The organism is Fibrobacter sp. HC4, from assembly GCF_023373925.1.
Lineage (GTDB): Bacteria > Fibrobacterota > Fibrobacteria > Fibrobacterales > Fibrobacteraceae > Fibrobacter.
The window spans coordinates 1-23,256 of record NZ_JALCZV010000004.1; the positions used below are offsets into that span (position 1 = coordinate 1).

The 23,256-nt window shown below is 53.3% G+C and carries 21 protein-coding genes and 3 tRNA genes; 11 read left to right on the forward strand and 13 right to left on the reverse strand.

Annotation, left to right across the window (positions count from 1 at the left end; all coding sequences use genetic code 11):
• Window positions 1-75 precede the first annotated feature (75 nt).
• The 3 genes from uvrB to gpmI all read left to right on the forward strand — a co-directional run bounded on the left by uvrB (window position 76) and on the right by gpmI (window position 5,161).
• Complete coding sequence (gene uvrB, locus MMG03_RS03475) at window positions 76-2,196, forward strand: excinuclease ABC subunit UvrB (protein WP_249505718.1); 2,121 nt, start codon at window positions 76-78, stop codon at window positions 2,194-2,196.
• Between the two features lie 157 nt (window positions 2,197-2,353).
• Window positions 2,354-3,397, forward strand: coding sequence for a hypothetical protein (locus tag MMG03_RS03480; RefSeq protein ID WP_249505625.1), 1,044 nt, complete (start codon window positions 2,354-2,356; stop codon window positions 3,395-3,397).
• A 129-nt stretch (window positions 3,398-3,526) separates the two neighbouring features.
• Window positions 3,527-5,161 (forward strand): 2,3-bisphosphoglycerate-independent phosphoglycerate mutase, encoded by a 1,635-nt coding sequence (gene gpmI, locus MMG03_RS03485; protein WP_073158676.1) that lies wholly within the window; start codon window positions 3,527-3,529, stop codon window positions 5,159-5,161.
• Window positions 5,162-5,283: 122 nt separating this feature from the next.
• On the opposite strand, the gene MMG03_RS03490 is transcribed toward gpmI, so the two are convergent.
• Window positions 5,284-5,691 carry a hypothetical protein gene (locus tag MMG03_RS03490; RefSeq protein ID WP_139259164.1) on the reverse strand — a complete coding sequence of 136 codons (408 nt, stop codon included), beginning with the start codon at window positions 5,689-5,691 and terminating at the stop codon, window positions 5,284-5,286.
• Window positions 5,692-5,763: 72 nt separating this feature from the next.
• On the opposite strand from MMG03_RS03490, the gene MMG03_RS03495 reads away from it, so the two are divergent.
• Window positions 5,764-5,846 (forward strand) — tRNA-Leu (locus MMG03_RS03495).
• A 36-nt stretch (window positions 5,847-5,882) separates the two neighbouring features.
• The gene (locus MMG03_RS03500) at window positions 5,883-6,323 is read left to right on the forward strand and encodes a hypothetical protein (RefSeq protein ID WP_073158670.1); all 441 of its coding nucleotides are present in this window, start codon (window positions 5,883-5,885) and stop codon (window positions 6,321-6,323) included.
• A gap of 65 nt (window positions 6,324-6,388) precedes the next feature.
• Here MMG03_RS03500 and MMG03_RS03505 read toward each other — a convergent pair whose 3' ends face one another.
• Genes MMG03_RS03505 through MMG03_RS03525 form a run of 5 tightly spaced genes read right to left on the reverse strand, consistent with a single transcriptional unit; the run spans window position 6,389 to window position 12,057 of the window.
• Window positions 6,389-6,937 carry a hypothetical protein gene (locus MMG03_RS03505; protein WP_073158667.1) on the reverse strand — a complete coding sequence of 183 codons (549 nt, stop codon included), beginning with the start codon at window positions 6,935-6,937 and terminating at the stop codon, window positions 6,389-6,391.
• A 9-nt stretch (window positions 6,938-6,946) separates the two neighbouring features.
• A complete protein-coding gene (gene recJ / locus MMG03_RS03510) occupies window positions 6,947-8,701 on the reverse strand; it encodes a single-stranded-DNA-specific exonuclease RecJ (RefSeq protein WP_073158664.1) in 1,755 nt (584 codons plus the stop codon).
• Complete coding sequence (locus tag MMG03_RS03515; RefSeq protein WP_073158661.1) at window positions 8,698-9,855, reverse strand: AAA family ATPase; 1,158 nt, start codon at window positions 9,853-9,855, stop codon at window positions 8,698-8,700. The genes recJ and MMG03_RS03515 overlap by 4 nt, the downstream gene beginning before the upstream one ends.
• Before the next feature lie 12 nt (window positions 9,856-9,867).
• A complete protein-coding gene (locus MMG03_RS03520; protein ID WP_249505626.1) occupies window positions 9,868-11,241 on the reverse strand; it encodes a murein hydrolase activator EnvC in 1,374 nt (457 codons plus the stop codon).
• 6 nt (window positions 11,242-11,247) lie between these two features.
• The gene (locus tag MMG03_RS03525) at window positions 11,248-12,057 is read right to left on the reverse strand and encodes an ABC transporter permease (RefSeq protein WP_249269417.1); all 810 of its coding nucleotides are present in this window, start codon (window positions 12,055-12,057) and stop codon (window positions 11,248-11,250) included.
• A 124-nt stretch (window positions 12,058-12,181) separates the two neighbouring features.
• Between MMG03_RS03525 and MMG03_RS03530 the strand changes: the two genes are divergently transcribed.
• The 4 genes from MMG03_RS03530 to MMG03_RS03545 all read left to right on the forward strand — a co-directional run bounded on the left by MMG03_RS03530 (window position 12,182) and on the right by MMG03_RS03545 (window position 15,707).
• Window positions 12,182-13,198 (forward strand): YbbR-like domain-containing protein, encoded by a 1,017-nt coding sequence (locus MMG03_RS03530; RefSeq protein ID WP_073158655.1) that lies wholly within the window; start codon window positions 12,182-12,184, stop codon window positions 13,196-13,198.
• The gene (gene tsaD, locus MMG03_RS03535; RefSeq protein ID WP_073158652.1) at window positions 13,195-14,202 is read left to right on the forward strand and encodes a tRNA (adenosine(37)-N6)-threonylcarbamoyltransferase complex transferase subunit TsaD; all 1,008 of its coding nucleotides are present in this window, start codon (window positions 13,195-13,197) and stop codon (window positions 14,200-14,202) included. The genes MMG03_RS03530 and tsaD overlap by 4 nt, the downstream gene beginning before the upstream one ends.
• A 150-nt stretch (window positions 14,203-14,352) precedes the next feature.
• Window positions 14,353-14,826, forward strand: a complete 474-nt coding sequence (locus tag MMG03_RS03540) for a hypothetical protein (protein WP_249505627.1) — start codon at window positions 14,353-14,355, stop codon at window positions 14,824-14,826.
• Between the two features lie 2 nt (window positions 14,827-14,828).
• On the forward strand, window positions 14,829-15,707 hold the full coding sequence (locus MMG03_RS03545; RefSeq protein WP_263859260.1) for a biotin--[acetyl-CoA-carboxylase] ligase: 879 nt from the start codon (window positions 14,829-14,831) through the stop codon (window positions 15,705-15,707).
• Between the two features lie 29 nt (window positions 15,708-15,736).
• Here the strand turns inward: MMG03_RS03545 and MMG03_RS03550 are convergent, their stop codons facing one another.
• The 5 genes from MMG03_RS03550 to MMG03_RS03570 all read right to left on the reverse strand — a co-directional run bounded on the left by MMG03_RS03550 (window position 15,737) and on the right by MMG03_RS03570 (window position 20,642).
• On the reverse strand, window positions 15,737-15,970 hold the full coding sequence (locus MMG03_RS03550; protein WP_101479859.1) for a hypothetical protein: 234 nt from the start codon (window positions 15,968-15,970) through the stop codon (window positions 15,737-15,739).
• Window positions 15,957-16,850 (reverse strand): UbiA-like polyprenyltransferase, encoded by an 894-nt coding sequence (locus MMG03_RS03555; RefSeq protein WP_112132205.1) that lies wholly within the window; start codon window positions 16,848-16,850, stop codon window positions 15,957-15,959. The genes MMG03_RS03550 and MMG03_RS03555 overlap by 14 nt, the downstream gene beginning before the upstream one ends.
• Entirely contained in the window at window positions 16,843-17,400 is a 558-nt protein-coding gene (locus MMG03_RS03560) for a UbiX family flavin prenyltransferase (RefSeq protein WP_249505629.1), read from the reverse strand. Before MMG03_RS03560 ends, MMG03_RS03555 begins: the two co-directional genes overlap by 8 nt.
• Window positions 17,397-18,122 carry a ubiquinone/menaquinone biosynthesis methyltransferase gene (locus MMG03_RS03565; protein ID WP_249505630.1) on the reverse strand — a complete coding sequence of 242 codons (726 nt, stop codon included), beginning with the start codon at window positions 18,120-18,122 and terminating at the stop codon, window positions 17,397-17,399. The genes MMG03_RS03560 and MMG03_RS03565 overlap by 4 nt, the downstream gene beginning before the upstream one ends.
• 90 nt (window positions 18,123-18,212) lie before the next feature.
• On the reverse strand, window positions 18,213-20,642 hold the full coding sequence (locus MMG03_RS03570; protein WP_249505631.1) for a CotH kinase family protein: 2,430 nt from the start codon (window positions 20,640-20,642) through the stop codon (window positions 18,213-18,215).
• A gap of 234 nt (window positions 20,643-20,876) precedes the next feature.
• On the opposite strand from MMG03_RS03570, the gene MMG03_RS03575 reads away from it, so the two are divergent.
• Window positions 20,877-20,949: transfer RNA gene (locus MMG03_RS03575), tRNA-Phe, on the forward strand.
• A gap of 132 nt (window positions 20,950-21,081) precedes the next feature.
• Here MMG03_RS03575 and MMG03_RS03580 read toward each other — a convergent pair.
• Window positions 21,082-22,239, reverse strand: a complete 1,158-nt coding sequence (locus MMG03_RS03580; RefSeq protein WP_088666277.1) for an HD domain-containing phosphohydrolase — start codon at window positions 22,237-22,239, stop codon at window positions 21,082-21,084.
• A gap of 87 nt (window positions 22,240-22,326) precedes the next feature.
• Between MMG03_RS03580 and MMG03_RS03585 the strand changes: the two genes are divergently transcribed.
• Window positions 22,327-22,407: transfer RNA gene (locus tag MMG03_RS03585), tRNA-Ser, on the forward strand.
• 68 nt (window positions 22,408-22,475) lie between these two features.
• On the opposite strand, the gene MMG03_RS03590 is transcribed toward MMG03_RS03585, so the two are convergent.
• Window positions 22,476-23,192, reverse strand: a complete 717-nt coding sequence (locus MMG03_RS03590; protein WP_073158923.1) for a phosphoribosyltransferase family protein — start codon at window positions 23,190-23,192, stop codon at window positions 22,476-22,478.
• Between the last annotated feature and the right edge of the window lie 64 nt (window positions 23,193-23,256).

Below are 23,256 nucleotides of genomic sequence, written 5' to 3' on the forward strand. Positions count from 1 at the left end.
AAGACAATTACCCCGGATCCGTATGCAAAACCGATAGCAAAGGTTCTCTCCCCCGAGCAGAGCCTTCCGGGCAGATTGCGTCAGTTCCAGGCGCCCACCCGCGCCAACTTCGAACTGGTTTCCCAGTACGCCGCCGCCGGCGACCAGCCCAAGGCCATCGAGCAGATTACCGAAGGTTTCAAGCAGGGCGATCAATTCCAGACACTGCTTGGCGTAACCGGTTCCGGTAAGACGTTTACCATGGCCAACGTCATCAAGAATGTGGGTAAGCCCACCCTCATCTTGACCCACAACAAGACCTTGGCCGCCCAGCTCTACCAGGAATTCAAGGCATTCTTCCCCAAGAATGCGGTGGAATATTTTGTCAGCTATTACGACTATTTCCAGCCCGAAGCCTACATTCCCCACACCGATACCTTTATCGAAAAAGACGCCAGCATCAACGACGAAATCGACAAGCTGCGTCTGCGTGCAACGGCAAACCTGCTGACCCGTCGCGATGTCATCATCATCGCTTCCGTCAGCTGCATTTACGGTTTGGGAAGCCCCGCGGAATACTTCGACCTGATGGTCCGCGTGAAAAAAGGCGACATCAAGGATCGCGACGACCTGCTTCACGAACTGGTCCGCATCCAGTACACCCGTAACGACTTCAGCCTGGAACGCGGTACCTTCCGCTGCCATGGCGACGTCATCGAAATCCACCCCAGCTACGACGAAGACGGCATGCGCATCGAGCTGTTCGGCGACGAGGTGGATCGTCTGGTGCGCTTCAACATCATTACCGGCGAGGTCATCCAGGAGCTGGAAGAAATGACCATCGCGCCGGCAAAGCACTTCGTCACGAAGGAAGAAGGCCGAGCCGGAATCCTGCAGCGCATGCAGTTGCAATTGACGGACCGCCTTGCGGAACTGGACAAGGAAGGCAAGGTCCTGGAATCCGCCCGACTGAGTAGCAGAACCCGCTACGACATGGAAATGATCCGCGAGACCGGCATGTGCTCCGGCATCGAGAACTATTCCGCCCTTATCGAAAACCGCGGCCCCGGCACCCGCCCCTTTACCCTCATCGACTACTTCGGCGATGACTGGCTTTTGATGGTGGACGAATCCCACGTCAGCATCCCCCAGGTAGGCGGCATGGCCGAAGGCGACAAGAGCCGAAAGACCACGCTAGTGAACTACGGTTTCCGTCTGCCCTGCGCATTGGATAACCGTCCCATGAATTTCAAGGAGTTCGAATATATGTACCCCAAGCAGGTGCTGTTCGTCAGCGCCACCCCGGGGGAATACGAACTTGAAAAGACTGGTGGCGTAGTGGCCGAGCAGATTAACCGCCCCACCGGCCTATTGGATCCGAAGATCGAGATGTTCCCCATCCAGGGACAGATGGACGTTCTGCTTTACCGTATTGACGAAGTGGTGAAGAAGGGAGACCGCGTACTGGTTACAACGCTGACCAAGAAGATGGCCCAGGACCTTACGGACTATTTTGTGGAAGCGGGCATCAGGGCCAAATATTTACACAGCGACATCAAGACCCTGGAACGTCACGATTTGATCAAGGGGCTGCGAACCGGTGAGTTCGACGTGCTGGTGGGAATCAACCTTCTGCGTGAAGGTCTGGACCTTCCGGAAGTCAGTATGGTGGCTATATTGGACGCCGACAAGGAAGGCTTCCTGAGAAATTACCGCAGCCTGATCCAGACCATGGGCCGCGCCAGCCGTAACGTAAACGGAACCGTATTGCTGTTCGCCGACAACATGACCGACAGTTTGCAGAAGGCCGTCGACGAAACCATCCGACGCCGCACCCTGCAAGAGGAATTCAACAAGGAACACGGTATTACGCCAAAGTCCGTCAGCCGCAAGCTGGAAGGGGACCTGGTCATCAACGATCCGCTGATGGACCTGTGGCGCGGCGACAAGACTCCCAAGGCAGCCGAGGACCCGGATTTCGACGCAGATTACGGTTTCGCCGACAACGACGAAGATGGGGATGTCCCCCTGTTCAAGGGTGCCCCCATGGGCAAACCCAAAAAATCCTCGAACCTGAAAGCAAAGCCACCTCACACCTCAAAGCGAAGCGACCTGTCAATCGAGGAGTTGGAAAAGCAGATGAAGGCCGCCGCGGCCAAGCTGGATTTCGAGGAGGCAGCCCGTCTCCGCGACCTGATCCGCGACCTGGGAAAGTGATTTTACCCCCTGCGGAACCCTTTTTAGTATGCTTTTTTAGCCTGAATTCACAATATTTTCACGTTTTTTTACACCTATTTAATAGGTCCCCTAGTCCGTTTTGGAATATTTTTGTGTATTTTCAATGGGCAAAAAACATTTAGAGAGAGGAATCTATATGACTTTTAATTTCGCAAAGACCCTTATGATGGGTTCCGTGATTACCATGGGCGCTTTCGGCCTCATCGCTTGCGGTGATGATTCCAGTAGCGGCGCACCTGCAGATGAACAGCCGGGCAGCTCCGCCAGCGCCGACGCCACCCAGGATATTTCTATCAGCGCAACCAACCTGGGTTCCAGAACTAGAGGCATCGGTATCAACGCCGAAGTAATTTTTAGCGGCAACTTCGACATCGACCTGAGCGCACAGCAGACCGGCGAAGCCACCGATATCAGCTTCACCGCCATTTCCTATGACGTGGCCTACGGTACCGTGGTTCCGGGCGAAAGCTACAGATCTCTGGGCGACCTGACCGACCACCAGGAAGTCAGATTCCCCACCAAGATGATCGACTTGGGCTCCGCCAACTCCGCCGGCGTTTCCATTTCTCTTGCAAATCCCGCTCTTGACCCGGTCGGCTGCGGCACTTACACCTTGGTCGTCAAGGTTTCCGCTGTCGATACCGAAGGCAACGACAAGGTTTCCAACCAGTTCATCACCTTCGACCGTCCTGAATCTTTCTGCAAAACCAGCGAACCGGAATCTTCTTCTTCTGAAGCCGTAGTCGAAGAAGTTCCCATGACCAACTGCCAGGTTGAACTTTCTACCAACATGGCTCCGGGTCTCGACCTGGCAACCTGCACTGCAGTGGACGCTGCTTCTGCAGCAACCGCCGACGTCATCTTCACCGCAGCAAATGGCGACATCACCATGTCTAGCGGCAACGGCGCTATGTTCGGCAAGCTGGATGCAGACTACTCCGTAGGCTACTGGCCCGAAACTGCAAACAACCGCACCTTGGCTTACAAGAGCGACTTCCCGTATCGTGCAATTGCAAACGCAAGCTTTGCAAACATGATCGAAAGTGCAGAACAGATCTATGTCATCCAGACCGCTGCCGGCGGCTTCTACGCACTGGGCTTCGCAACCGAAACCTCCTACAAGAAGCTGACCAACAACGACTACTCCTTCTCTATCAAGCTCTACAAGCCTGCACAGTAATTCCTAGCGAATTTCTCCTTTTAAGGGCTTCCCGTTTAGGCGGGGAGCCTTTTATTGTACCCCACATTTTTCTATTTTTTAGCCGTGATTTAACGCGCCCGGAAGGTCCGGGCATAACTGGAGTAAACTATGCTTAAGAAGCTTTCCAACTTCCCTGGTATCAAGGGTCCCGTTGTCACTATCGTGATGGACGGTTATGGTTTCAACCCCAACGAACAGGGCAACGCTATTGCCGCTGCTCGTAAGCCCACTCTGGACGCCTTGTTCGCCAAGTACCCCAACGTTCTTCTGAACGCTCACGGACGCGCCGTGGGTATGCCCACCAACGAAGACATGGGTAACTCCGAAGTCGGTCATAACGCTATCGGTGCTGGCCAGGTTTACAACCAGGGTGCAGCTCTCGTTCAGGACGCAATCGTTTCTGGCGATATCTTCGGCCGCGACGCCTGGAAGGAAATTTCCGCCAACGTTCGTGAAAAGAACTCCGTGCTCCACTTCATCGGCCTCTTCTCCGACGGTAACGTTCACTCCAACATTTCTCACCTGAAGGCCATGGTGGCCCAGGCTAAGAAGGAAGCCGTGAAGAAGGTTCGTATCCACATCCTCCTGGATGGTCGTGACGTTCCTGAAACTTCCGCTCTGGACTACGTCGAACCCTTCGAACAGTTCCTCTCTGAACTCCGTTCTTCTGAATTCGACGTTTGCATCGCTTCCGGTGGTGGCCGTATGCAGATCACCATGGACCGTTACAATGCCAACTGGAAGATGGTTGAACTCGGCTGGAAGACCCACGTTCTGGGCGAAGGCCGCATGTTCGAATCTGCAAAGCAGGCTATCGAAACTCTCCGTGGCGAAACCAAGGCAATCGACCAGGATCTTCCTCCGTTCGTAATCGCTGCCAACGGCCAGCCCGTGGGCACCATCAACGATGGCGACTCCGTGGTGTTCTTCAACTTCCGTGGCGACCGCGCTATCGAAATCACCCGCGCCTTCGAAGAAGAATCCTTCAATGAATTTGACCGCGTCCGCTTCCCCAAGGTCTGCTACGCCGGCATGCTCCAGTACGATGGCGACCTGAAGCTCCCCAACCGCTTCCTGGTTCCTCCTCCGGCAATCAAGGAAACCTCCGGCGAATGGTTCGCAGAAACTGGCGTTAAGCAGTTCGCTTGCTCTGAAACCCAGAAGTACGGCCACGTGACTTACTTCTGGAACGGTAACCGTTCCAGCAAGTTCGACGGTGAAACCTACCTGGAAATCGAATCCGACGTCGTTCCGTTCGAACAGCGCCCCTGGATGAAGGCTGCAGAAGTGACCGACGCTATGATCGAAGCTATCAAGAGCGGCAAGTACCAGACGCTCCGCTGCAACTACCCCAACGGCGACATGGTGGGCCACACTGGTTCCTTCCGTGCTGCTACCATGGCTATCGAAGCTGTGGATATCGGCCTCGCCCGTCTCCTCCCGGTGATCGACGCAGCCGGCGGTGTTGCTCTCATTACCGCTGACCACGGTAACGCCGACGAAATGTACGAAATCGACAAGAAGACCGGCATGCCCAAGGTGAACAAGGATGGTTCCTTCAAGGCTAAGACCAGCCACACCTTGAACAAGGTTCCCTGCATCCTGTACGATAACGTTACCGGCGGCAAGCTCTCTCTCAAGGAAGGCAACTGGGGTCTGTCCAACCTGGCAGCAACCACAGCTAACCTCATGGGCTTCGAAAAGCATGAGGCTTGGGATGATTCGATGCTCATCGTGAAGTAAGAATTATGAGTCATCTACACCGACCAAGGTCGGTGTTAAAAAAGGTCGGGCATTCAGCTCGACCTTTTCTTTTTTATGTTCTTTTTATAGTATGCAGTTCTATTCTGCGAACAAAATAAAAACTAGCGGAATACTTCGCTGGCGATTTCCTTGCCGGGGGCGTTGCTGCCCTTGCCGTGCTTGATTTCGTACTTGATGTCGCCTTCCTGGTTCAGTTTCACCCGGACTTCTACGTCCAGTTTGTAGGCGCCATGGGTGCCCTTGATCTTGAAGCCGCCGGCCACTTCATCGATTTTTACGTAGGCGGTTTGGGGAGCCTCGAATTCCAGGGTCTGCCAGCTGCCGCCGATTTTTTCGGGATTCTCGTCGGCCACCATATTGACGCATTGGACATAGCTGTCGCGGACCAGGGCCAGGTCTTCCTTGAACTCGTGGTATTCGTCCATGTCGCCATCATAGGCGAAGGCGGAAAGGCATCCAAACAGGCTCAGGGCCAGAAAAACAAGGGTATTACGGATTAACTTCTTCATAAAACCCAATGTAGCTAAAAAAACAGCCTGCATTGCCCCGCTTTTTTATATATTTGCGCTACGCTCACACCAGCCCAGGTGGTGGAATGGTAGACACTGGGGACTTAAAATCCCTTGGGGGCAACCTCGTGCGGGTTCAAGTCCCGCCCCGGGCATTAATGAGCTAACTTTTAAAAGGTAGCGAGGTCAACATGATCGACTTTTATCCGAACAGCATTTACTACCCGCGCGAAGCGGTGGAAGAGAAGCTTGCCAAGGGCGAACTTCAGCGCACCGAGAAGCACCTGATTGGCTGGACGGAACGCCACCGTGGCGAAATCTGGGACTGTGCCCGTGACGACGCCGACGAACCTACCGACGAAATCCTTCTGGACAACCTGCGCGCCCTGCTGCTGTGCAAGGGCTCCCTGCAGCCCGCCGCCGAACTGGGCGACATGATCCGCGAAATCAAGAAGGAAGAATGGTATCAGAACGAAAAGGAAAAGGACGGCGGTCACGAAGACACCGAAATGGTGGCTGACGATTGGCGTGCCAAGTACCTGATCAAGTGGCGCGAAGCCCGCATGTTCGAAGCCTTCATCCTGATCGAAAAGAAGGCCGACCAGTTGCTTTCTATTCTGAAGGCAAAGTAATTCCAACGTTTATTTAAAGTTTGACGTATTTGAAAAGGCTGGGCGGAATGCTCAGCCTTTTTGATTCACTTAGCCACGAAGGGGCTCCAGTCCTGTTTCCAGACGAAGGGGGCCCACATTTCAAAGCGACCGCCAGCGCTCTTCCTGTAGCGCCAGAACTGGCTGATATGCTGCTGCACCAGGGCGTTCAAAGCTTCGTCGTTGACGTTGCTGAAGAGGATCTGGGATTCGAATTGACCCAGAGAATCTAGGGAAAGTTTGATGCCCATGAGGATGTCGCCCTCGGAGGACAGGGGCTGCAGACGGCTGGGTTTCTTGCGGGATTTCTTCTTGGCCTTGAAGTGTTCGGCAGCCAGCCAGTGGAGGCCTGCGGCACGGCCCTGGATATACTGGGCGATCTGGTTCAGGTCGCGGTTGGCCGTATTCTCGAGAACGTAGATGTCGTTGATGGAAGGCATGACCATGCGGCCCGTGTAACCGGCCATGGGGCTAACGGGAGCGGGCTCGGCGGGAATGATGGTCACGATGGGAGCAGGAGCCTGCTGGATGCGCAGGAGGGCAACCACCATTACGGCAATGACAAATGCCAAAAAAATCAGGGGAAGGTTACGCATGATCCAGTGCTACTCGATGGCCTTGATGCAAAGTTGCAGGGTCTTCTTGCCGTTGAAGTAGTTCCAGGTGGGTTCGAAAACCACGGAGACCAGTTCACCGCGAGTCAGCAAGTTCTTGTTCTTGCGGAGGCCGAAGGCGATGGCCGGGAACACGCGGCTACCCGCCTGGGAGATATCCATCTGCAGGTGTCCGCCCTTCAGTTCACGCATCCTGTGTACGCGGACGCCGGCGGCACGGAAGGTCGGAGACGGGAAGTTACCGCCGAAGGGTTCCATCATATCGAAGAAGTCCAGCACCGTGATCATAGGACGCAGCATCTGGTTCTGGGCGAAGGGGATTCCCTTGGTGGGCATGTACTGTCCAGCTTCCACTTCAAGTTCGTGGAGAGAAACTTCAATATCGTAGGGGTAGGCTTCTTCCTGCAATTCCTCTTCGCCGGTGTAGCCCTGAACTTCGGCAGAGCGTTCCAGACGGGCGCGGAGTTCATCCACCTTGTCGGCAGGGAGAGAGAAGCCGGCGGCGTTGGCGTGGCCACCCCAACGGTCAAACAAATCCTTGGATTCGAAAAGGGCCTTGTGCCAGTTAAAGCCGGGAACAGCGCGGGCACTGGCGTGGGCCATACCATCACAAACCGACATGACGGCGGAGGGTCTGTGGAATTCCTGGGCCAGCTTGGCAGCCACGATACCGATCACACCCACATGCCACTTTTCACCGGCCACCACAATCACGGTGGGAATACGTTCGCCATAGACAGCGCGAACCTGTTCCATGGCCATCTCGGTGATTTCCGCTTCCTTCTGCTTGCGGCGGGCGTTCCAGTCGCGAAGTTCCGCCAGCAGGGCATTGGCGCTGGCTCTGTTGGGGCTCAGCAAAAGCTTAAGTGCCGGATCCGGACGTTCCATTCGACCGGGGGCATTGAGGATGGGGGCAAACTTGTACATCACGTCGATGCCGCCCACGGCGCTGTGGGGCTTCATCAAGTTGCCATACATTTCCTGAAGGCCGGGCCAGCTACTGCTCTCAAGATTCTTGAGGCCAGCCTTGGTAAAGCATCTATTCTCGGGAGTCATCTGAACCAGGTCGGCCAGAGTTCCAAGAGCCACCAGGTCCAGGAATTTTTCGGGAACGGGACGTCCGAGCCTGGAGTACAGAGCACAGACAAACTTATAGGAAACACCCACGCCGCAAAGTTCAGGGTTCTGGTAGGTATCGCCTTCCTGATGGGGATCCAGAAGAACATCGCAAACCGGGAGGCCATCGCCAGAAGGCTGATGATGGTCGATCACCATGACCGCCATTCCCAGTTCCTTGGCGTGAGCAATTTCGGCGTTGGCGGTAATACCCGTATCGACAGTCACCACATAGCGGGCGCCAGCTTCGTACATCTCGTCTACCGCCGACATAGAAAGGCCGTAGCCATCACCGAAGCGGTTAGGCAGGCGCCAGTCAGACTCCATGCCGATTTCAGCCAGGGCACGAGTCATCAAGGTCACGGCAGTCATACCGTCCAGGTCGTAGTCACCAAAGACGAAAACCTTGCCACCTTTTTCGCGCACATCCAGAAGCCAGTTGACTGCGTCTTCCATCCCCATGATTCCAAAGGGGTCCAGCACATCATCCTTGCTACCGCAGAGCATGCGGTGGGCATCGGCCGCAGAAGTAATTCCGCGGGCCACCAGGAATCGGGCCACCACATGGGGGATCCTGAGGCTGTGCGAGATAGACGTCGCCAGGCGTTCTTCTGTTACGCCAAAAGTCATTTATAGCCCTCGAAAAGTTTAAGGGCCAGATTCTGCAGACACATGGAGGCGGTCACGCGGCGGGACTCGATGCGGGACATGGTCTCCTGGACTGCAACCAGTGAAAGTTCAAGGGCGGTGGCATCTACCCGCGGGAAGTTCTCGATACCCACGTTAGCCGTGGTCTCGGGCAAGCGCAAAGGCGCACCAGCCACCAGGCGGATCAGGTCCGCAATCAGGAAGGAAAGAACTTCGAGGAATCGGTTGGCCTCGTAGGCCTCATCCAGTTCGGCATCCTTCAAAGTCATAAAAAGGTCGGTGTAGTCCTGCAACAGGGACTTGCGGACGAATTCGGCGGCAAGTTTGCACCAAGTCTTGCTCCGCTTGGCATAGTAGAGAGCCTTGCCCGGTGAGCCTACAGCCAGGCCCACCACATCGTCGGGAATTTCAACACCTTCGCTAAAGCTATCCTCATCCTGTTCCTCTTCGGAAACCTCGCCGGCAGAAACCCGGGCACATTCGCTGCGGACCTCGGCATCGGTCAGGGGCAGCAGGTGCAGGGCCAGGCAACGGGAACGGATGGTCTGCAGCATCTTCTCGCGGGAAGACGTGGTCAAGATGAAATAGGTATCGGGGGGAACGTCTTCCAAAGTCTTCAGGAAGGCGTTGCTGGCCGCCTCGTTCATGCGGTCCGCCTCGGCAATGATCACCACACGGACTCGGTCACCCTTCATGGCGAATCCACCGGTCATGGAACGGATCAGATCCACCGAAATAAAGGAGGCAGGGCCAAAAAGGTCTACGCGGTAAGGGTTCTTCTGAATTTCCTCGATGTAGCCCTTCTTAATATCTTCTACAGTCTTGGCGGTACTGCCGGCAGAAACGTCGGCACCGCTCTTGGAGTGGGCTTCCTTGGTATCCAGGGGAATAACCCAGCTATTGGTATCGCCGCTGTCCATCGCCATACGGCAGCCAAAGCAGTGGCCGCAAGGGCGTTCGTCAGGGTTAGAGCACTGCAGAGCCTGAGAAAGCTTCATGGCCAGAGCCTTCTTGCCGATACCGGCAGGACCGTCAATCAGGATTGACTGCGGGAAACGATTCTCACGGAGAGCCGACATCAGTCGGATCCTTGCACGTTCCTGGGAGGCGGGGCCATTTAGAATATATTCAATCATCTACTGCTTTATTTACTGCTTTAACCACTGAAGGGGATCCACGGTCTGAGTCCCTTCGCTAACTTGAAAGTACAATTTAATTCCATTTAAGGAAGCAACGTCGCCCACCTCGCCAATTTCTTCGCAATTTCGGACTTCCTTGCCTTCTTGTACGCGAATAGACTTCATATGACCATACACGGAATAGGTTCCGCCCTGATGTTCGATAATCACGGAGGGGCCGCGACCGTCAATTTCGGAGACCATGACCACGGTACCGGCAGAAGCAGCCTTCACCATTTCGCCACGCTTGCCACGGATTTCTACACCCAAATTGCGAGTCATGATATGAAGCACCGGATGTTCCTGGAGACCATAATTACTGATGACGTCACCCTTCAAAGGTCTGCACTTAGGTCCCTTTACCGATTCGGCCACCACGACCTTGGGCTTGGACACCGTCTTCGTATCCTTCTTCTCGGACTTCTTGCCCTTAGACTTGCCCGCCTTTTCCTTTGCCTTGCGTTCGGCTTCGGCCTTCTTGGCCGCCTCGATTTCCTTCTTGCGACGCTCTTCCAGCTTCTTGATCAAGGCCAGCATGGTCTTCTGGTTCTGCTCAAATTCCTTGAGGGCGCGGCGCTGCATATTCTGGTCCTGCTTCAGGGACTTCAACATCCGTTCCTGACCAGACATCTGGCTCACGAGACCCTTTTCTTCGGCAGCTTTCTTGTCGCGCATTTTCTTCAAATCAGCCAGATGGTCGGTGGACTGCTGTTTCTTTTCATCACGTTCATAAACCAGCTGCTGCAAGGTTTCCACTTCCTGCTGGTCCTGATTCAAAATTCGATGTACCCAGTACACCTGTCGATCAGGGTTGCCTTCCTGAGTCAGAAGATTATAAAGGACCTTCGCCTCGTTAGCGCGTCCATTTACATACAAAGTTCTAATTCTCTTTTTCATGGCCTCCTTTCGTTCCTCGATCTTCTGGTCAAGGGAATCGATATCGGCCTCCAGCTGAACAATGGCGCTTTCCAGCATGTTCTCGCTCTTGGAAAGTTCGCTGATGTAAGTTCGAGTCTGGTTCAAGTTCTGGTCCAGAAGAGAAATCGTGTTCAGCACGCCCTTCTCTTCGGTTTCAAGGAGAGCCAGTTCCTGACGTTTCTTGGCCAGGTCGGACTCCAGTTTCTTAAGTGCGTTTTTCTGTTCGCTGATCTGGGCGTCTGTTTTTTTGGTGACCGCCTTAGGAGCCGCAGACTTTGAGGCGGCCGGCTTACCGGCCGAAGGTTTTGAAGCAGCAGGTTTTGCAGGCGCAGATTTCGCAGCAGGTTTTGCAGGCGCAGCCTTTCCATTGGGAGCGGCAAAGCCTACACCCACCAGAAAGCACAACAGCAAGACCAAAAAACGCATGAAGCCCTATTCCTGTTCGTTACGCTTGACCATCAGGAACCGGCGAACAGTCCTAAAGCTGAAATAACCCGACAGGGCCGTCACCAGCAAGACCACCAGCGCCAAGACAAGACCCAGCCCATCCAGGTAAGTCCAGACAATCGGGAAAGCCTGCGTCACGGAATTGACCAGTGTCATCAAGAGGATCACCGCAAGACCGCTACCCACAAGGCCCTGAATCACGCCCTGCAGCACAAAGGGGAACTCGATAAAGAAATAGCTTCCGCCGGCGTACTTCATGTTCTCTACCAGCAGCTGGCGAGAGAACAGCGAAAGGCGAACGGAATTACAGATGATCAGCGACAGCGTCACCAGCAGCAACACGCTAATACAGACGGGCCAGAAAACCAGTTTGAATTTCCAGGCCGCAAATTTTTCAACCCATTCCACAGGCGCCTGGACTTCCTCGAAAAATTCTTCCTGGGCCAGGGCATTCCGCAAAGTCACCAGGTCGGCAGGATTCTGGCTAGCCTCATCCAGGGTCACCCTGAAAAACGGAGGAATGGGGTTCCCTTCCACAAGGTCCAGCATCTCACCCGAGAAATGGTTGCGGAAATCCGCCAGGGCGGAATCGGCACTGATAAAGGAAACGGAATCGATATGCTTGGTATGCTGCAGGCGGGTCTGTATAACTTTTATGGAATCCATCGAAAGGGATTCGGGCAGGAAAGCCTCGATTGCATACAGGTTCCGCTCCGTAGACATCAGACGCACAACACCACCCAAAACGGTGATGGAAGCCGAAAGCAATAGGGAACAGAGAAAGATTGTGACCAACGAAGGCAAGATCACCGTACGGTGTTGCCTCATTCCTCTAAAAGATTCTGATATTAAGTAGCCGAGTTGTCCAAGCACGGGTTGAATAATAACTAAATTTTCAAGAGTTCTTTACGGGGCGACAATGGGAAATATCGTAATAAAGATAACAGCACTAGTCTTTGGCATAGCCCTCTGGTTTCTTGTCATTTCACAGAAGGACTTCCAGCTTTCCATGGAAGTTCCCCTGCACTTCGTGAAACTTCACGAGAACATGGCCATCGCCTCTAAACCGCCCCACACCTTGCACATTACCGTAGAAGGCAAGTCCTGGGATTTGATCCGTCTGCGCCACCAGATGAACAAGGACAAACAGAATTCCGTAGCCATGGTGGTAGACCTGCAGAACGCCGAACTAGGCGGAACCCGAATCCACCTGGACGCCCACAACTTCGTGGCCCCCGGATTCCCCGACATCCGCTTTGTGGAACCCGACAACCAGCTTATCTTTATCGACCTGGAAATCGACACCCGCATCGTCCGTAACGTTCCCATCAAGTCTAACGTAAATTTCAACGCCGCCCAGGGTTACCTGCTGGCCGACGATCCCGCCATCCTCCCCGAAGAGCTTAAGGTTTCCGGCGCCCGTAATGCCCTCACCCGCATTATCGACATTCCCACAGACTCTGTCAACTACGATACCCTCCGTAAGAGCGGCAAGTTCAAAGTCCCCCTGAATTTCGCATCTCTTCCATCCTTCGTAAAGCCAAGCGATTCCACAGTGACCATCGCCGTGAACATCCAGAAGATGGACAGCAAGACTTTCCAGAATATTCCCGTCAGCCTGATTGGTTTCTTCGACAAGAAGATCTACTCCCTGAACCCCGACACCGTATCCGTAGAAATTACCGGCGGCGAACAGGTACTGGATTCCATCTCGTCAAAGGACATCGAACTGATACTGGAATTCAACCGATTTGCAATTGAAGACGCCGACAGCCTGGCCCCCACCGTCAAGCTTACGCTGCCCCCCAGCGTAAACCGCGAAATGTCCATCAAGGCTATCCAGATCAAGCCCGAAAAGGTTCGCCTGAACAAGGTAGAAGTCAAGCCGGCCGTCACCGAGAATCCCGAAGAAACAGTCCAGGAGGCCACACCATGATTTGGCTTGGAATTGAATCCAGCTGCGACGAAACAGCCTGCGCCATCTTGCAGGATGACCCGCTGAAAGTGCTTTCCAACCCGCTGTACAGCCAGATCGACGAACACGCCCTCTATGGCGGCGTGGTTCCCGAAATCGCAGCCCGCGCCCACCTGCAGAAAATTGTTCCCGTCGCCGAAGCCGCCGTCAAGGAAGCAGGCATCAAGATGGAAGACATCGACGCCATCGCCTACACCACAGGCCCGGGCCTTATGGGACCTCTCCTTGTGGGCGCAAGCTTCGCCAAGGGTCTTGCCCGCGACTTGCAGATTCCCGCCTACGGCATCAACCACCTGGAAGGCCACCTGGCTGCCGCCTGGTTGAGCCACCCCGAAATCGAGCCGCCCTTCCTGACACTTACGGTATCCGGCGGCCACACGGAACTGGTGTTGGAAGAACCGGGATTCAAGTACACAAGCATCGGACGCACCCGCGACGACGCTGCCGGCGAAGCCTTCGACAAGTGCGGAAAGCTTCTGGGTCTCAAGTACCCTGCAGGCGCCACCATCAGCAAGTTGGGTGCCAATGGCAACCGCAAGTTCGTCGAATTCCCCCGAGCCCTCCGCTCCCACGACAACTGCGAATTTTCCTTTAGCGGCCTGAAGACCGCCGTGCTGCGCTATACCGAAACTCACGATCCGGAATACATCCAGCAGAACCTGGGCGACATTTGCGCCTCCCTGGAAGACGCCATCGTGGATAGCCTGGTGACCAAGACCATCAACGCCCTCAAGAAGACCAAGATGAAGACTTTGGTCATGGGCGGTGGTGTCAGTGCCAACGCCTGGCTCCGCACCCGACTGCAAGACTATTGCGGCAAACACGGAATCAAGTTCCTAGTTCCCGACCGCAGCCTCAGTACCGACAACGGCGCCATGATCGCCGCTGCAGCCATCCGCCGAGTCCGCCAGAATATGCTGACCTCCATTGACGTAGTCAAGCCCTGGATGCCTCTAGCCCAGTAGCCCTAGATACCTGCGGTTTTACCAAAAAAATCGGATCCTCCTGTTCCAATCCGGAGGATTTTTCGTATCCAGGCAACGTCTTCGTGTATTTTTTCGCACAAACTTTTGCACACCCCTCTTTTCGATTGCGTTTGTAAGTATATTATGAACATGAATTGCCCTGCTTTCAAAATTTCTCTGTTTACAGTGACCCTGGCAAGCCTCCTCTGGGCCCAGGATCTTTCTAAACCTGTAAACGACGTAGATGTGTTCCGCCCCGAAAAGCGCGAAACCCAGGTGCAATTGGTCGACTCCACCAAGAACAACGCCGTGACGCTGAACGTGGACATCTTTGCCGATGGCATGGTAGGCTCCTACTACATCCTGTGGGATGAGGTGGACCTTTCCGAAGACATCAAGAAGATGATGACCACCCGCGATTTCGCCCGCGACGAATTCTTTATGCAGAACATCGACCGCGAACAATTCGAACAGGAACGACTGCTGCAGCTCTTCGAAGACAAGAAGCGTGAATACTTCGCCATCTTCCCCGAAGAGGCCCTGAAGATGCTGGAAGACCAGAAAAAGGATGACCTGGTCGAGGCAGAAATCGATTCCAAGAAAGACGAGCCCAAGGCTCAGTAAGAATGTTTTCTACGGAACCAAATTTTGACCGCTGGAAACTGACCGGCTTCGCCGGCCAGAACGCATACCTTTTGGAGACAGTCGAGAGTACACACTCTCTTATGAAACAGCAGGCAGCCACGGGCAAAATACAGCCTGGCGCCCTCGTTGTCGCCAACCAGCAAACCGCAGGCCGAGGCCGCCACGAACGCACATGGGCCTCCCCCGCCAACGAGAACCTCTATTTCAACATCCTGATTCCGCTAGAGGGAATCGCCCTCTCCAAGGCACCGCAAATCACTCAGGTCGCCGCTCTCACCTTCGCAGAAACTTTCCGCAACATCCAGGACGAATCCGGCACCGCACCGCAGCTGGGACGCGTCACCGTCAAGTGGCCCAACGACATCCTCTGCGGCAAGAGCAAGTTCTGCGGCATCCTGGCAGAAATCGTCTTTGTACCCGGCGAAACCGTAGACGGCAAGCGCCAACCGCCCAGACCCGCAGTCAACATGGGCGTAGGCATCAACGTCAACAGCGATCCCGCAAACTACGCCTTTCTAAACCGCCCCGTCACCACCCTAAAAGAAATCGCAGGCGGCCGCCAGATCAACCGCGAAAAATTACTGCAGGCCCTCGTAGGTAACCTGGAGCGTGCCATAGGCCAGTTCCGCGCCTTCGGACTTTCTCCCTGGATTGAAGCCTGGCGCAAGATGGACCAGTTCATCGGCGCCCGGGGCACCATCGTGGTCAACAACAACTGCACCGACGAAAACCGCGACAGCGGCGCAGGCTCCATCAAAAAATCGGGCCGCATTCTCGACATGCAACCCGACGGAAGTCTACTATTCGAAACCGATGACGGAAAGATCGAAACTGTCTATTCCGCCGACCTTGAAATCTGATCGTCCAGCCCAGGCAGGGACTGCGAGCCCTACCTTCTCTTTGTCTTAAAGAATACGCTACCGACCAGCGCCACTGCCAGCACCACGATCATGGCAGTGAGCCCCATGTCCAGCAAATTCTGGTAAGCCTCGAACTTTCCACTCTCGATCATCAGGATGATAATCAGTGCAAGGACGGCTCCCAGGGAACCCAGACGTTCAAACATCTTGATCTTGTCTTCGTTATCAAACTTCTTCGGACCGTTACCACTAATAAAGGACATTGACATCGCCTCCCATTAAAATCCAGACGAAGAGACCCACCATGACCAACACACTGATGGTGACATTGGCCAAGAAGAAATCACGGTTCATCGCATCCAGATCGTCAGACTTTCTAAACAAGTGAATATAAAATACCGCGGCAGCCATCAGGGCCGTTACAGCCCACCAGGCTACACCCATCTGCCAAATAAAGCCGAAAGCCACACAAAGGGCAAGCATGGCCATATGACTCCAGAAGGCAATCTGCAAGGAACGCTTACGGCCAAATCTTGCCGGCACGGAATGCAATCCCATCTGGCGGTCAATCTCTTCATCCTGTGTGGCGTAGATAATGTCGAAGCCACCCATCCAGAGCATCAGAATCATCAGCAAGAAAATGGGGAACAGTGCGAATTCGCCTCGGATAGCAATCCAGGCACCCAGGGGGCTCATGCCGATGGCAAATCCCAGGAACCAATGGCAAAGCCAGCTAAAGCGTTTCCAGTAGGAATAGGACAACAGCAATAGCCACACAGGCAAGGCCAACAAACCGGCCAGAGGCTGCAACAGCGCCGCAAACAGAACGAACAGAACGCCGTTTACCGCCAAAAAGGCAATCACCGATTTCTTGCTCAAGCGTCCATCGGGCAGGTGGCGCTTGGCCGTGCGAGGATTCTTGGCATCGATATCTGCATCGGCAATGCGGTTAAAACTCATGGCGCTGTTACGGGCCGTCACCATGCAAAGCACAATAAGCACCACGATGCGGGCAGTCTCCTGCCAACTCATATCACGGAAACCATTTGCAGCCACCCACATGGATCCCAGCGCAAAAGGCATGGCGAACAGCGAATGACTCAAACGAACCAGGTGACCGAATTCTTGAATTTTCTTAAACATCAACTTTCTTCCATGGTTCTACAATTTTCGTTTCTTCTCCCAGGTGTTTCAAAATTTTCGCCACCACCGTATCCACCAGTTCCTCCATCGTCGTAGGCTTGCTGTAGAACTGGGGGCTCGCGGCAATCACAACCGCTCCCGCGCGAGTCAGACGTTCCATATTTTCCAGGTGGATTAAATTATAGGGCATCTCCCGCGGAACCACAATCAGAGGGCGGCGTTCCTTCAGGCATACATCCGCCGAACGGACCAACAAATTGTCAGATGTACCTGCCGCCATTCTCCCCAAAGTTCCCATGGAACAGGGCACCACTACCATGCCTGCATAATCGGCGCTACCGCTGGCACATTCCGCAAAAAAATCATTCACGCCAGGAAGTTCATCGCAGTAATCGTACAGAGATTCCTGCCCCTCGTAGGCCACCACTTCGCAACCCGGGGAAGTCACCAGGGCCGTCACATGATGCCCCAGTTTCTTGAGATGCATTGCAGTGCGGGTCGCATAGATAGCGCCGCTGGCACCCGTCACGCCCAGAATATAACGGCTCACTTGACCGCCCCCGCCGCAGATCCATCCGCAGAAACTTTCTTCAGAAGAACGCGATAGGCAACGCCCCAAAAGCAGGGCTTCACATGGACCAGTTCAAACCCGTTCTTTTCGGCCAGCTTCACAAATTCGTCTACCGGCAAAAAGTGCAGCACGGAATTCACCAGATATTCATAGGCATCATGCTTGCTGAACAGCGCCCCCATTACAGGAATGAACATAGGCGCCAAAACTTTATAGAAGAACTTGTTGAACGCATTCCGCGGAGCGAAAAACTCAAGCACCTGCAGGTAGCCTCCGTGGCTCAGCACGCGGGCCGATTCCTTCAGGCCGGCATCGGCATTAGGCAAGTTTCGCATACCAAAGCCATTCAGCACCACATCGAAGGAAGCATCGCCAAAGGGCATCTTCATGGCATCCAGCTGGACAGGAACCGCGGTCGTATTCTTGCCTTCAGCCCCCCGGAGCATTCCGTAAGAAAAGTCCCCGAGAATCGCCACGTCCTGCACGCCATTAAACTTTTCGTAGGTCACGGCAAAATCGCCGGTACCACCGCACAGGTCCAGCAACCGCCTGCCCGGACGCAACTTTTTTAGTTCCTTACAGCAGACCCTGCGCCAACGGATATCCTGAAAACAGCTGAGGGTATGATTCAAAAAATCATAACGCCCCGAAATTTCGTCAAACATCTTGCGAACGTAGCTCTTGTCTTCAGGATTTCTCATACTTCAAATTTAGAAATTAAAAAAGAGTGCGATTCACAAACGTGAGCCGCACTCCTTTCAAATGTAAGCCACGGGATCGCCCGCCGGCAATTACTTGAAGTTAGCCGTAATGGTCATGCCATCGGTAGGTGTAATGATATGGGGATTGTCGGTAGAACCGTCGCTCCAGCCGCTGAACACAGCGCCTCCCGTTGCGACGGCTGTCAATTCCATATTCATACCACCAAAGAACTTGCCCTTATAGGAACCGTTGCCCGGAAGCTTCATGCCTTCCATCAACACAGTACCGCTACCATTTGCAGAAATAGTCAGGGAAATGTCTCCAGAAAGACCAAATTCACTTGTATATTCGCTCCTTACAGTAGCGTCACGTTCAGAAGCCCAGGGGCCAAGCTTTTCGCCATAGGGGTCGAAGGAGTGACCATAGCTGTTTCTTCTTTCCTTATAGGCTTCAACAGACATATCCCTTTCAACGTCAGATGCATCAAGCATGTTGGCCAGGAACTTAGCCTTTTCCGTCACATTGCTTCCATTCAGGTAGGTACCGAACATCACAGAGGCATGGTTAACGAACAGACGCTTAAAGTCAGCATTCTTGATCAGGCTGTTGTACAGAGAGGCGAAGCAATTATTTGCAGCCGAAGCGCAACCATTCTTGCCACCCTTCTTTACCCAGGAGAACATATTTGTAGACTGGCTGAAACCAGAAACAGACCAATCCCATTCAAAACCATGGTCAAGGTCATAGACCATAAACTTCCAGGGCTGTTCCGGAGACTTCCAGGCGCGAACGTTATTGTCGGGCCAGTCACCATTATGAATGTACATTTCTGCAATCATATAATCGGCAAAGTTTCCAATATCGATGAGAGTCTTGGCCGCTTCATAATTTTCAGGAACGGTCATGTCGTTTCCACCGATAAAGGCCAGCATGGCCAGGTAATCAGCTTCGGTGCCGTTGCTCGCAGTTACAGTCTTATTCAGGTGCTTAATAAAGTTCACGGAGCCGGCATCGATGCCATAGTTTGTTTCTACATAGTTCTTGTTGTAGCGTTCACGCATATCGTGGATGCCATAGTATGTACCATTGTAGAACACCACCACCTGGCGGCTGCGCTGGTAATCAACGCCACTGCCTTCAAGGATGGCACCGCCAGCAGCATCGGCAAAATAGTCAGCCACAAAGCGGTTACCGTTGTTACGGAGGTTAAAGCCCTTGAACTTGCTATTCTTATCCTTACGGGTTTCAAACAAAGGATATTCAAGCCAGCCAGCTTCATATTCTTCACGCATGACAATGGCCACAGACTTCTTTCGTTCCATGCGGCTCCAGCCACCCATCAGAGAAATACCACCATCAATTTCCCAGGCCTTCTTGCTAGACTTGCTTCCTTCGGCGTAGAATTCCACATGAACAGGAAGTTCACCAGAATCATCAGGATAAGCCTTGTTGGGTGCATACATCTGGTCATTATCCATATCGGGTTCGCCACCGTTAGTCTTCTTATAGTACTTCGTAAAGAATTCCGGGGCTACGGACACAGACACCACAGGCATCTTCACCTGTTCACCAATAAAGTAAGTATTGGTAACAACCTGTCTGGTCAACAAACCATCCTTAAAGGCGGCACAACGCAAGACTGTATTCTTGTCAATTACGATGGGGCTATTAAATTCCTGGGAACTCTTCGTGGGAATAGAGCCATCCTGGGTGCAGCGCACAGAAAGTCCACCGCTAACAGAGGGCGGATTCAATGTCACAGGTTCGTTATAGAAACCGCCCTGAGCGCCATCAAAAGAAAATGTAGGTGCATAGCCATCGTAGGCAGTAGACTGGTTGTTGGGCTGTTCCGGAGTGGGAACATCAAACATCTTCCAGGCGCCACCGTCCACGATACCCCAGCTTACGTTACCCGTCAATGCCGGATAAGTTACCGAGTCACGAATTCCATAGTAAGGGTCAATCAGGTATACGGTACCGCCATCCTTTTCCAACTTCCAGTTGGTATGGACACGATAATGCCTGTTGAGGGTATCAGTTCCAGCCACTTCATTCAGGTTTTTCTTGTCGCAGAATACGGTGGTAAACTGCTTGGGCTTCAACACTACGTTACCAAAGAACCACTTACGGGCATTCTTCCTGTTTTCTACAAGGGTATAACCCTTCAGGTTTGCTTCGGTTCCGCCAGCGTTATAGATTTCAACCCAACCCGGGTCGCCACCTTCTTCGTCAAGCCAGTCCAAGTTCACCGGAGCAATTTCCGTAATCACCAGGGCAGAATTGCCAACCCAGCGAAGAGTCGTGTCAGCCGGATAGTAAGCCGTGTCTAGCTTAATGATCGTATCGCCTTCGGGAGTAACTACACGGATAGAATCAATCCCCACCACGCTGGTATCGCCGCTGGGGCCAATAACAACAGTCGTAGTATCACCATCAGGGGTTACGATTACGGTAGTATTACCTTTCTTATCATCTTCTGCAGAAGCACTATCGTCGGAGCAAGCGATAACTCCATTCAATACCAGACCAAAACAGCAAAATGCTGCAAAACCTTTTAACGATTTTCCCAGAAACACATCGCTACCTTTTAATTCTTTAACAAAAGCCGAAATAATCCCAAAAATTCGGCCCCTACATTCAACACCTGGCATTAAATTTAGAAGTTTCTTAAAAAAAAAGGAAAAAATGTCGGTAATATCTTATTTACCCTTGACAAGACTCACAGATTGAGTTATATTTGGGCACATCAAAACGGCGCTGTAGCTCAGTTGGTAGAGCAGCGGACTGAAAATCCGCGTGTCGTCAGTTCAACTCTGACCGGTGCCACGAAAAAAGACCTTAGCGAAAGCTGAGGTCTTTTTCATTTTCCCCATATACTAAAAAAAATTAGACGGACCTGCCAGAGGTCCGCCCATTCATAAACAATTTATTCAAAGAATCCGTTAACGCCCAGCCCGATTATCTGCGATAGTCAATGGCGTCGACGTCAATAGTTGCATTCTGGGAACGGTAACAAGAATAGATATCGTCCCAATGTTCAAGCAGAGCATCAACAATTTCCGGCTGGAACTGGGAACCCTTCATCTTCGCAAATTCGGTCTTCACCTTTTCTTCAGGCCACGGGGCCTTATAGCAGCGGTAGCATGACAAGGCATCCAGCACATCCGCCACGGCACAAATACGAGCAGCCAGAGGAATACTCTCCCCCTTCAAACCAAGAGGATAGCCCTGTCCGTCCCAACGTTCATGATGGGAGCGAGCCACATCGGCCGCATAGCGCAGCAGCTTTCTCTTAGAATTACAGAGCATCCTGTAGCCGAGATCCACATGAGTCTTCATGACGGCGTATTCTTCATCCGTAAGGCGGCCTGGCTTATTCAGCACAGCGTCAGGCACGGCAATCTTACCCAAGTCATGGAGGGGAGCCGTCAGACGGATTCGTTCAACCTCATCCGGCGGCAGTCCGAGATACTCGGCCAACTTACGGGAAATCTCAGCCACACGCAAAATGTGGTCACCCGTTTCCTGGCTACGGTATTCAGAAGCCTCACCCAAGGTATGAATAATTTCACGCTGGGTCGCTTCCAGTTCCGCAGTCAGCATGGCAGACTCCACAGTCTTCGCGGAATATACAGCAGTCAGCCTCAGACGTTCCAGGTCCTGTTCAGAAAATTCATCCACAGTCCCGCCCTGCTTGTTAATCGCCTGGAACACTCCCATCACCTGCCCCGTAGAATCCTTCAGGGGTACAGTCATCACTGACTTGGTATGGTAGTGAGTTTTCTGGTCAGTACGACTATCAAACCTGGAGTCCAGGTAGGCGTCCTTAATGAGCAGAGCTTCGCCGGTAGTTACGGAACAGCCTACAAAGCCAGCAGTCTTGGGAATCCGGAGTTCGCTGACACCATGGGCCACCTTCGTCCAAAGTTCGTCTCTTTCATCATCCACAAGCCAAAGGGAGCAACGGTCAGCCGAAACAATGGAACGGCCAAGATCGGCCATCAATACAAGCAAATTGTCCATCTTACGTTCAGCCGCGATCTTCGGCATGTAAGAGAACAGCAATTCCAGAATTCTCTGAGATTCTATCGCCTGTTTTGAATCAAACTCCGTCATACGATGTAAAAATAGCTAAAGATTTTCAAATAATCACAGGAATTGTTGACGGAAACACCCAAATTTTTCTATCCTTTGCCCACCCCTGGAGGAATAGGCTAATTGGTAAGTCAGCGGTCTTGAAAACCGCCGCCGTAAGGCTTGGGGGTTCGAGTCCCTCTTCCTCCGCTCCAAAGAAGACCGTTCGAGAAGACCTCGACGGTCTTTTTTTTGACCCCGAAGCCGGCTGACCGCCCCTATCGGTAATTCCAGTCCATTCGATTATCCGCCACGAAATCAGCCACGGCCGTGATCGGTTCATCGTACAGCAGCGTACACACCTTAAGGGGCAGCGGGAAATCCACTCCCAGCGCATCCACACAGGCCGAAGTCGTCGACCCGGTCGTGTAGACATCATCCACAATAATAACGGTTCCACCCTCAGGCAGCCGTTCTGGCAAACGGGCCACAAAAGCCCCCATCACGTTACGTTCGCGAGCCTCCCTAGAAAGTTTCGTCTGCGACATCACGAAGGTCCGCCTCTTCAGCCAGCGGCACACCTGGCCTCCGGTCACCAAGGCAAGAGCCGCGGCAATCTGCTCCGCCTGGTTATACCCGCGTTCCCGCATACGAGCCCTGTGAAGAGGCACCGGCACAAAATACAGCGGATGGGGCAAGAGCGCAAACTCCTGTCCCACAGCGCCGTCCCGCACCGCCGCCGAGCGCCGCACAAGATAGGCCGCCATCCCATGAATGCTCTTGTACTTCAGGGCATGCACCAAATTACGGGTCAACGACCGCATCGGGAAAAGACAGTACACCCCCTCCTTCGGGCTGGAATAGGATTTCATCTCCCTAGCCAGTTCATCCACACACTCCGGACAAAGCCAGGGGTCTAGACCCCCCGACGCCTTGCCGCACCCCAGACATTCCGAACCGAAAATAAAACCGCTCACCTGACTTGCAATACTCATATCAACCTCTAAAAAAAGAGAGACCCACACGAGGCCTCTCTTATTAACACGTTTGAAACAAGTC

What these genes read in the sequence shown, in the direction of transcription:
- recJ (WP_073158664.1), bottom strand. Translation starts at nt 8,701, where the DNA reads ATGACTTTTGGCGTAACAGAAGAACGCCTGGCGACGTCTATCTCGCAC.
- MMG03_RS03520 (WP_249505626.1), bottom strand. Translation starts at nt 11,241, where the DNA reads ATGCGTTTTTTGGTCTTGCTGTTGTGCTTTCTGGTGGGTGTAGGCTTT.
- MMG03_RS03550 (WP_101479859.1), bottom strand. Translation starts at nt 15,970, where the DNA reads ATGTCCTTTATTAGTGGTAACGGTCCGAAGAAGTTTGATAACGAAGAC.
- MMG03_RS03555 (WP_112132205.1), bottom strand. Translation starts at nt 16,850, where the DNA reads ATGTTTAAGAAAATTCAAGAATTCGGTCACCTGGTTCGTTTGAGTCAT.
- MMG03_RS03515 (WP_073158661.1), bottom strand. Translation starts at nt 9,855, where the DNA reads ATGATTGAATATATTCTAAATGGCCCCGCCTCCCAGGAACGTGCAAGG.
- gpmI (WP_073158676.1), top strand. Translation starts at nt 3,527, where the DNA reads ATGCTTAAGAAGCTTTCCAACTTCCCTGGTATCAAGGGTCCCGTTGTC.
- MMG03_RS03545 (WP_263859260.1), top strand. Translation starts at nt 14,829, where the DNA reads ATGTTTTCTACGGAACCAAATTTTGACCGCTGGAAACTGACCGGCTTC.
- MMG03_RS03505 (WP_073158667.1), bottom strand. Translation starts at nt 6,937, where the DNA reads ATGCGTAACCTTCCCCTGATTTTTTTGGCATTTGTCATTGCCGTAATG.
- MMG03_RS03480 (WP_249505625.1), top strand. Translation starts at nt 2,354, where the DNA reads ATGACTTTTAATTTCGCAAAGACCCTTATGATGGGTTCCGTGATTACC.
- MMG03_RS03580 (WP_088666277.1), bottom strand. Translation starts at nt 22,239, where the DNA reads ATGACGGAGTTTGATTCAAAACAGGCGATAGAATCTCAGAGAATTCTG.
- MMG03_RS03500 (WP_073158670.1), top strand. Translation starts at nt 5,883, where the DNA reads ATGATCGACTTTTATCCGAACAGCATTTACTACCCGCGCGAAGCGGTG.
- tsaD (WP_073158652.1), top strand. Translation starts at nt 13,195, where the DNA reads ATGATTTGGCTTGGAATTGAATCCAGCTGCGACGAAACAGCCTGCGCC.
- MMG03_RS03590 (WP_073158923.1), bottom strand. Translation starts at nt 23,192, where the DNA reads ATGAGTATTGCAAGTCAGGTGAGCGGTTTTATTTTCGGTTCGGAATGT.
- MMG03_RS03490 (WP_139259164.1), bottom strand. Translation starts at nt 5,691, where the DNA reads ATGAAGAAGTTAATCCGTAATACCCTTGTTTTTCTGGCCCTGAGCCTG.
- MMG03_RS03540 (WP_249505627.1), top strand. Translation starts at nt 14,353, where the DNA reads ATGAATTGCCCTGCTTTCAAAATTTCTCTGTTTACAGTGACCCTGGCA.
- MMG03_RS03530 (WP_073158655.1), top strand. Translation starts at nt 12,182, where the DNA reads ATGGGAAATATCGTAATAAAGATAACAGCACTAGTCTTTGGCATAGCC.
- MMG03_RS03565 (WP_249505630.1), bottom strand. Translation starts at nt 18,122, where the DNA reads ATGAGAAATCCTGAAGACAAGAGCTACGTTCGCAAGATGTTTGACGAA.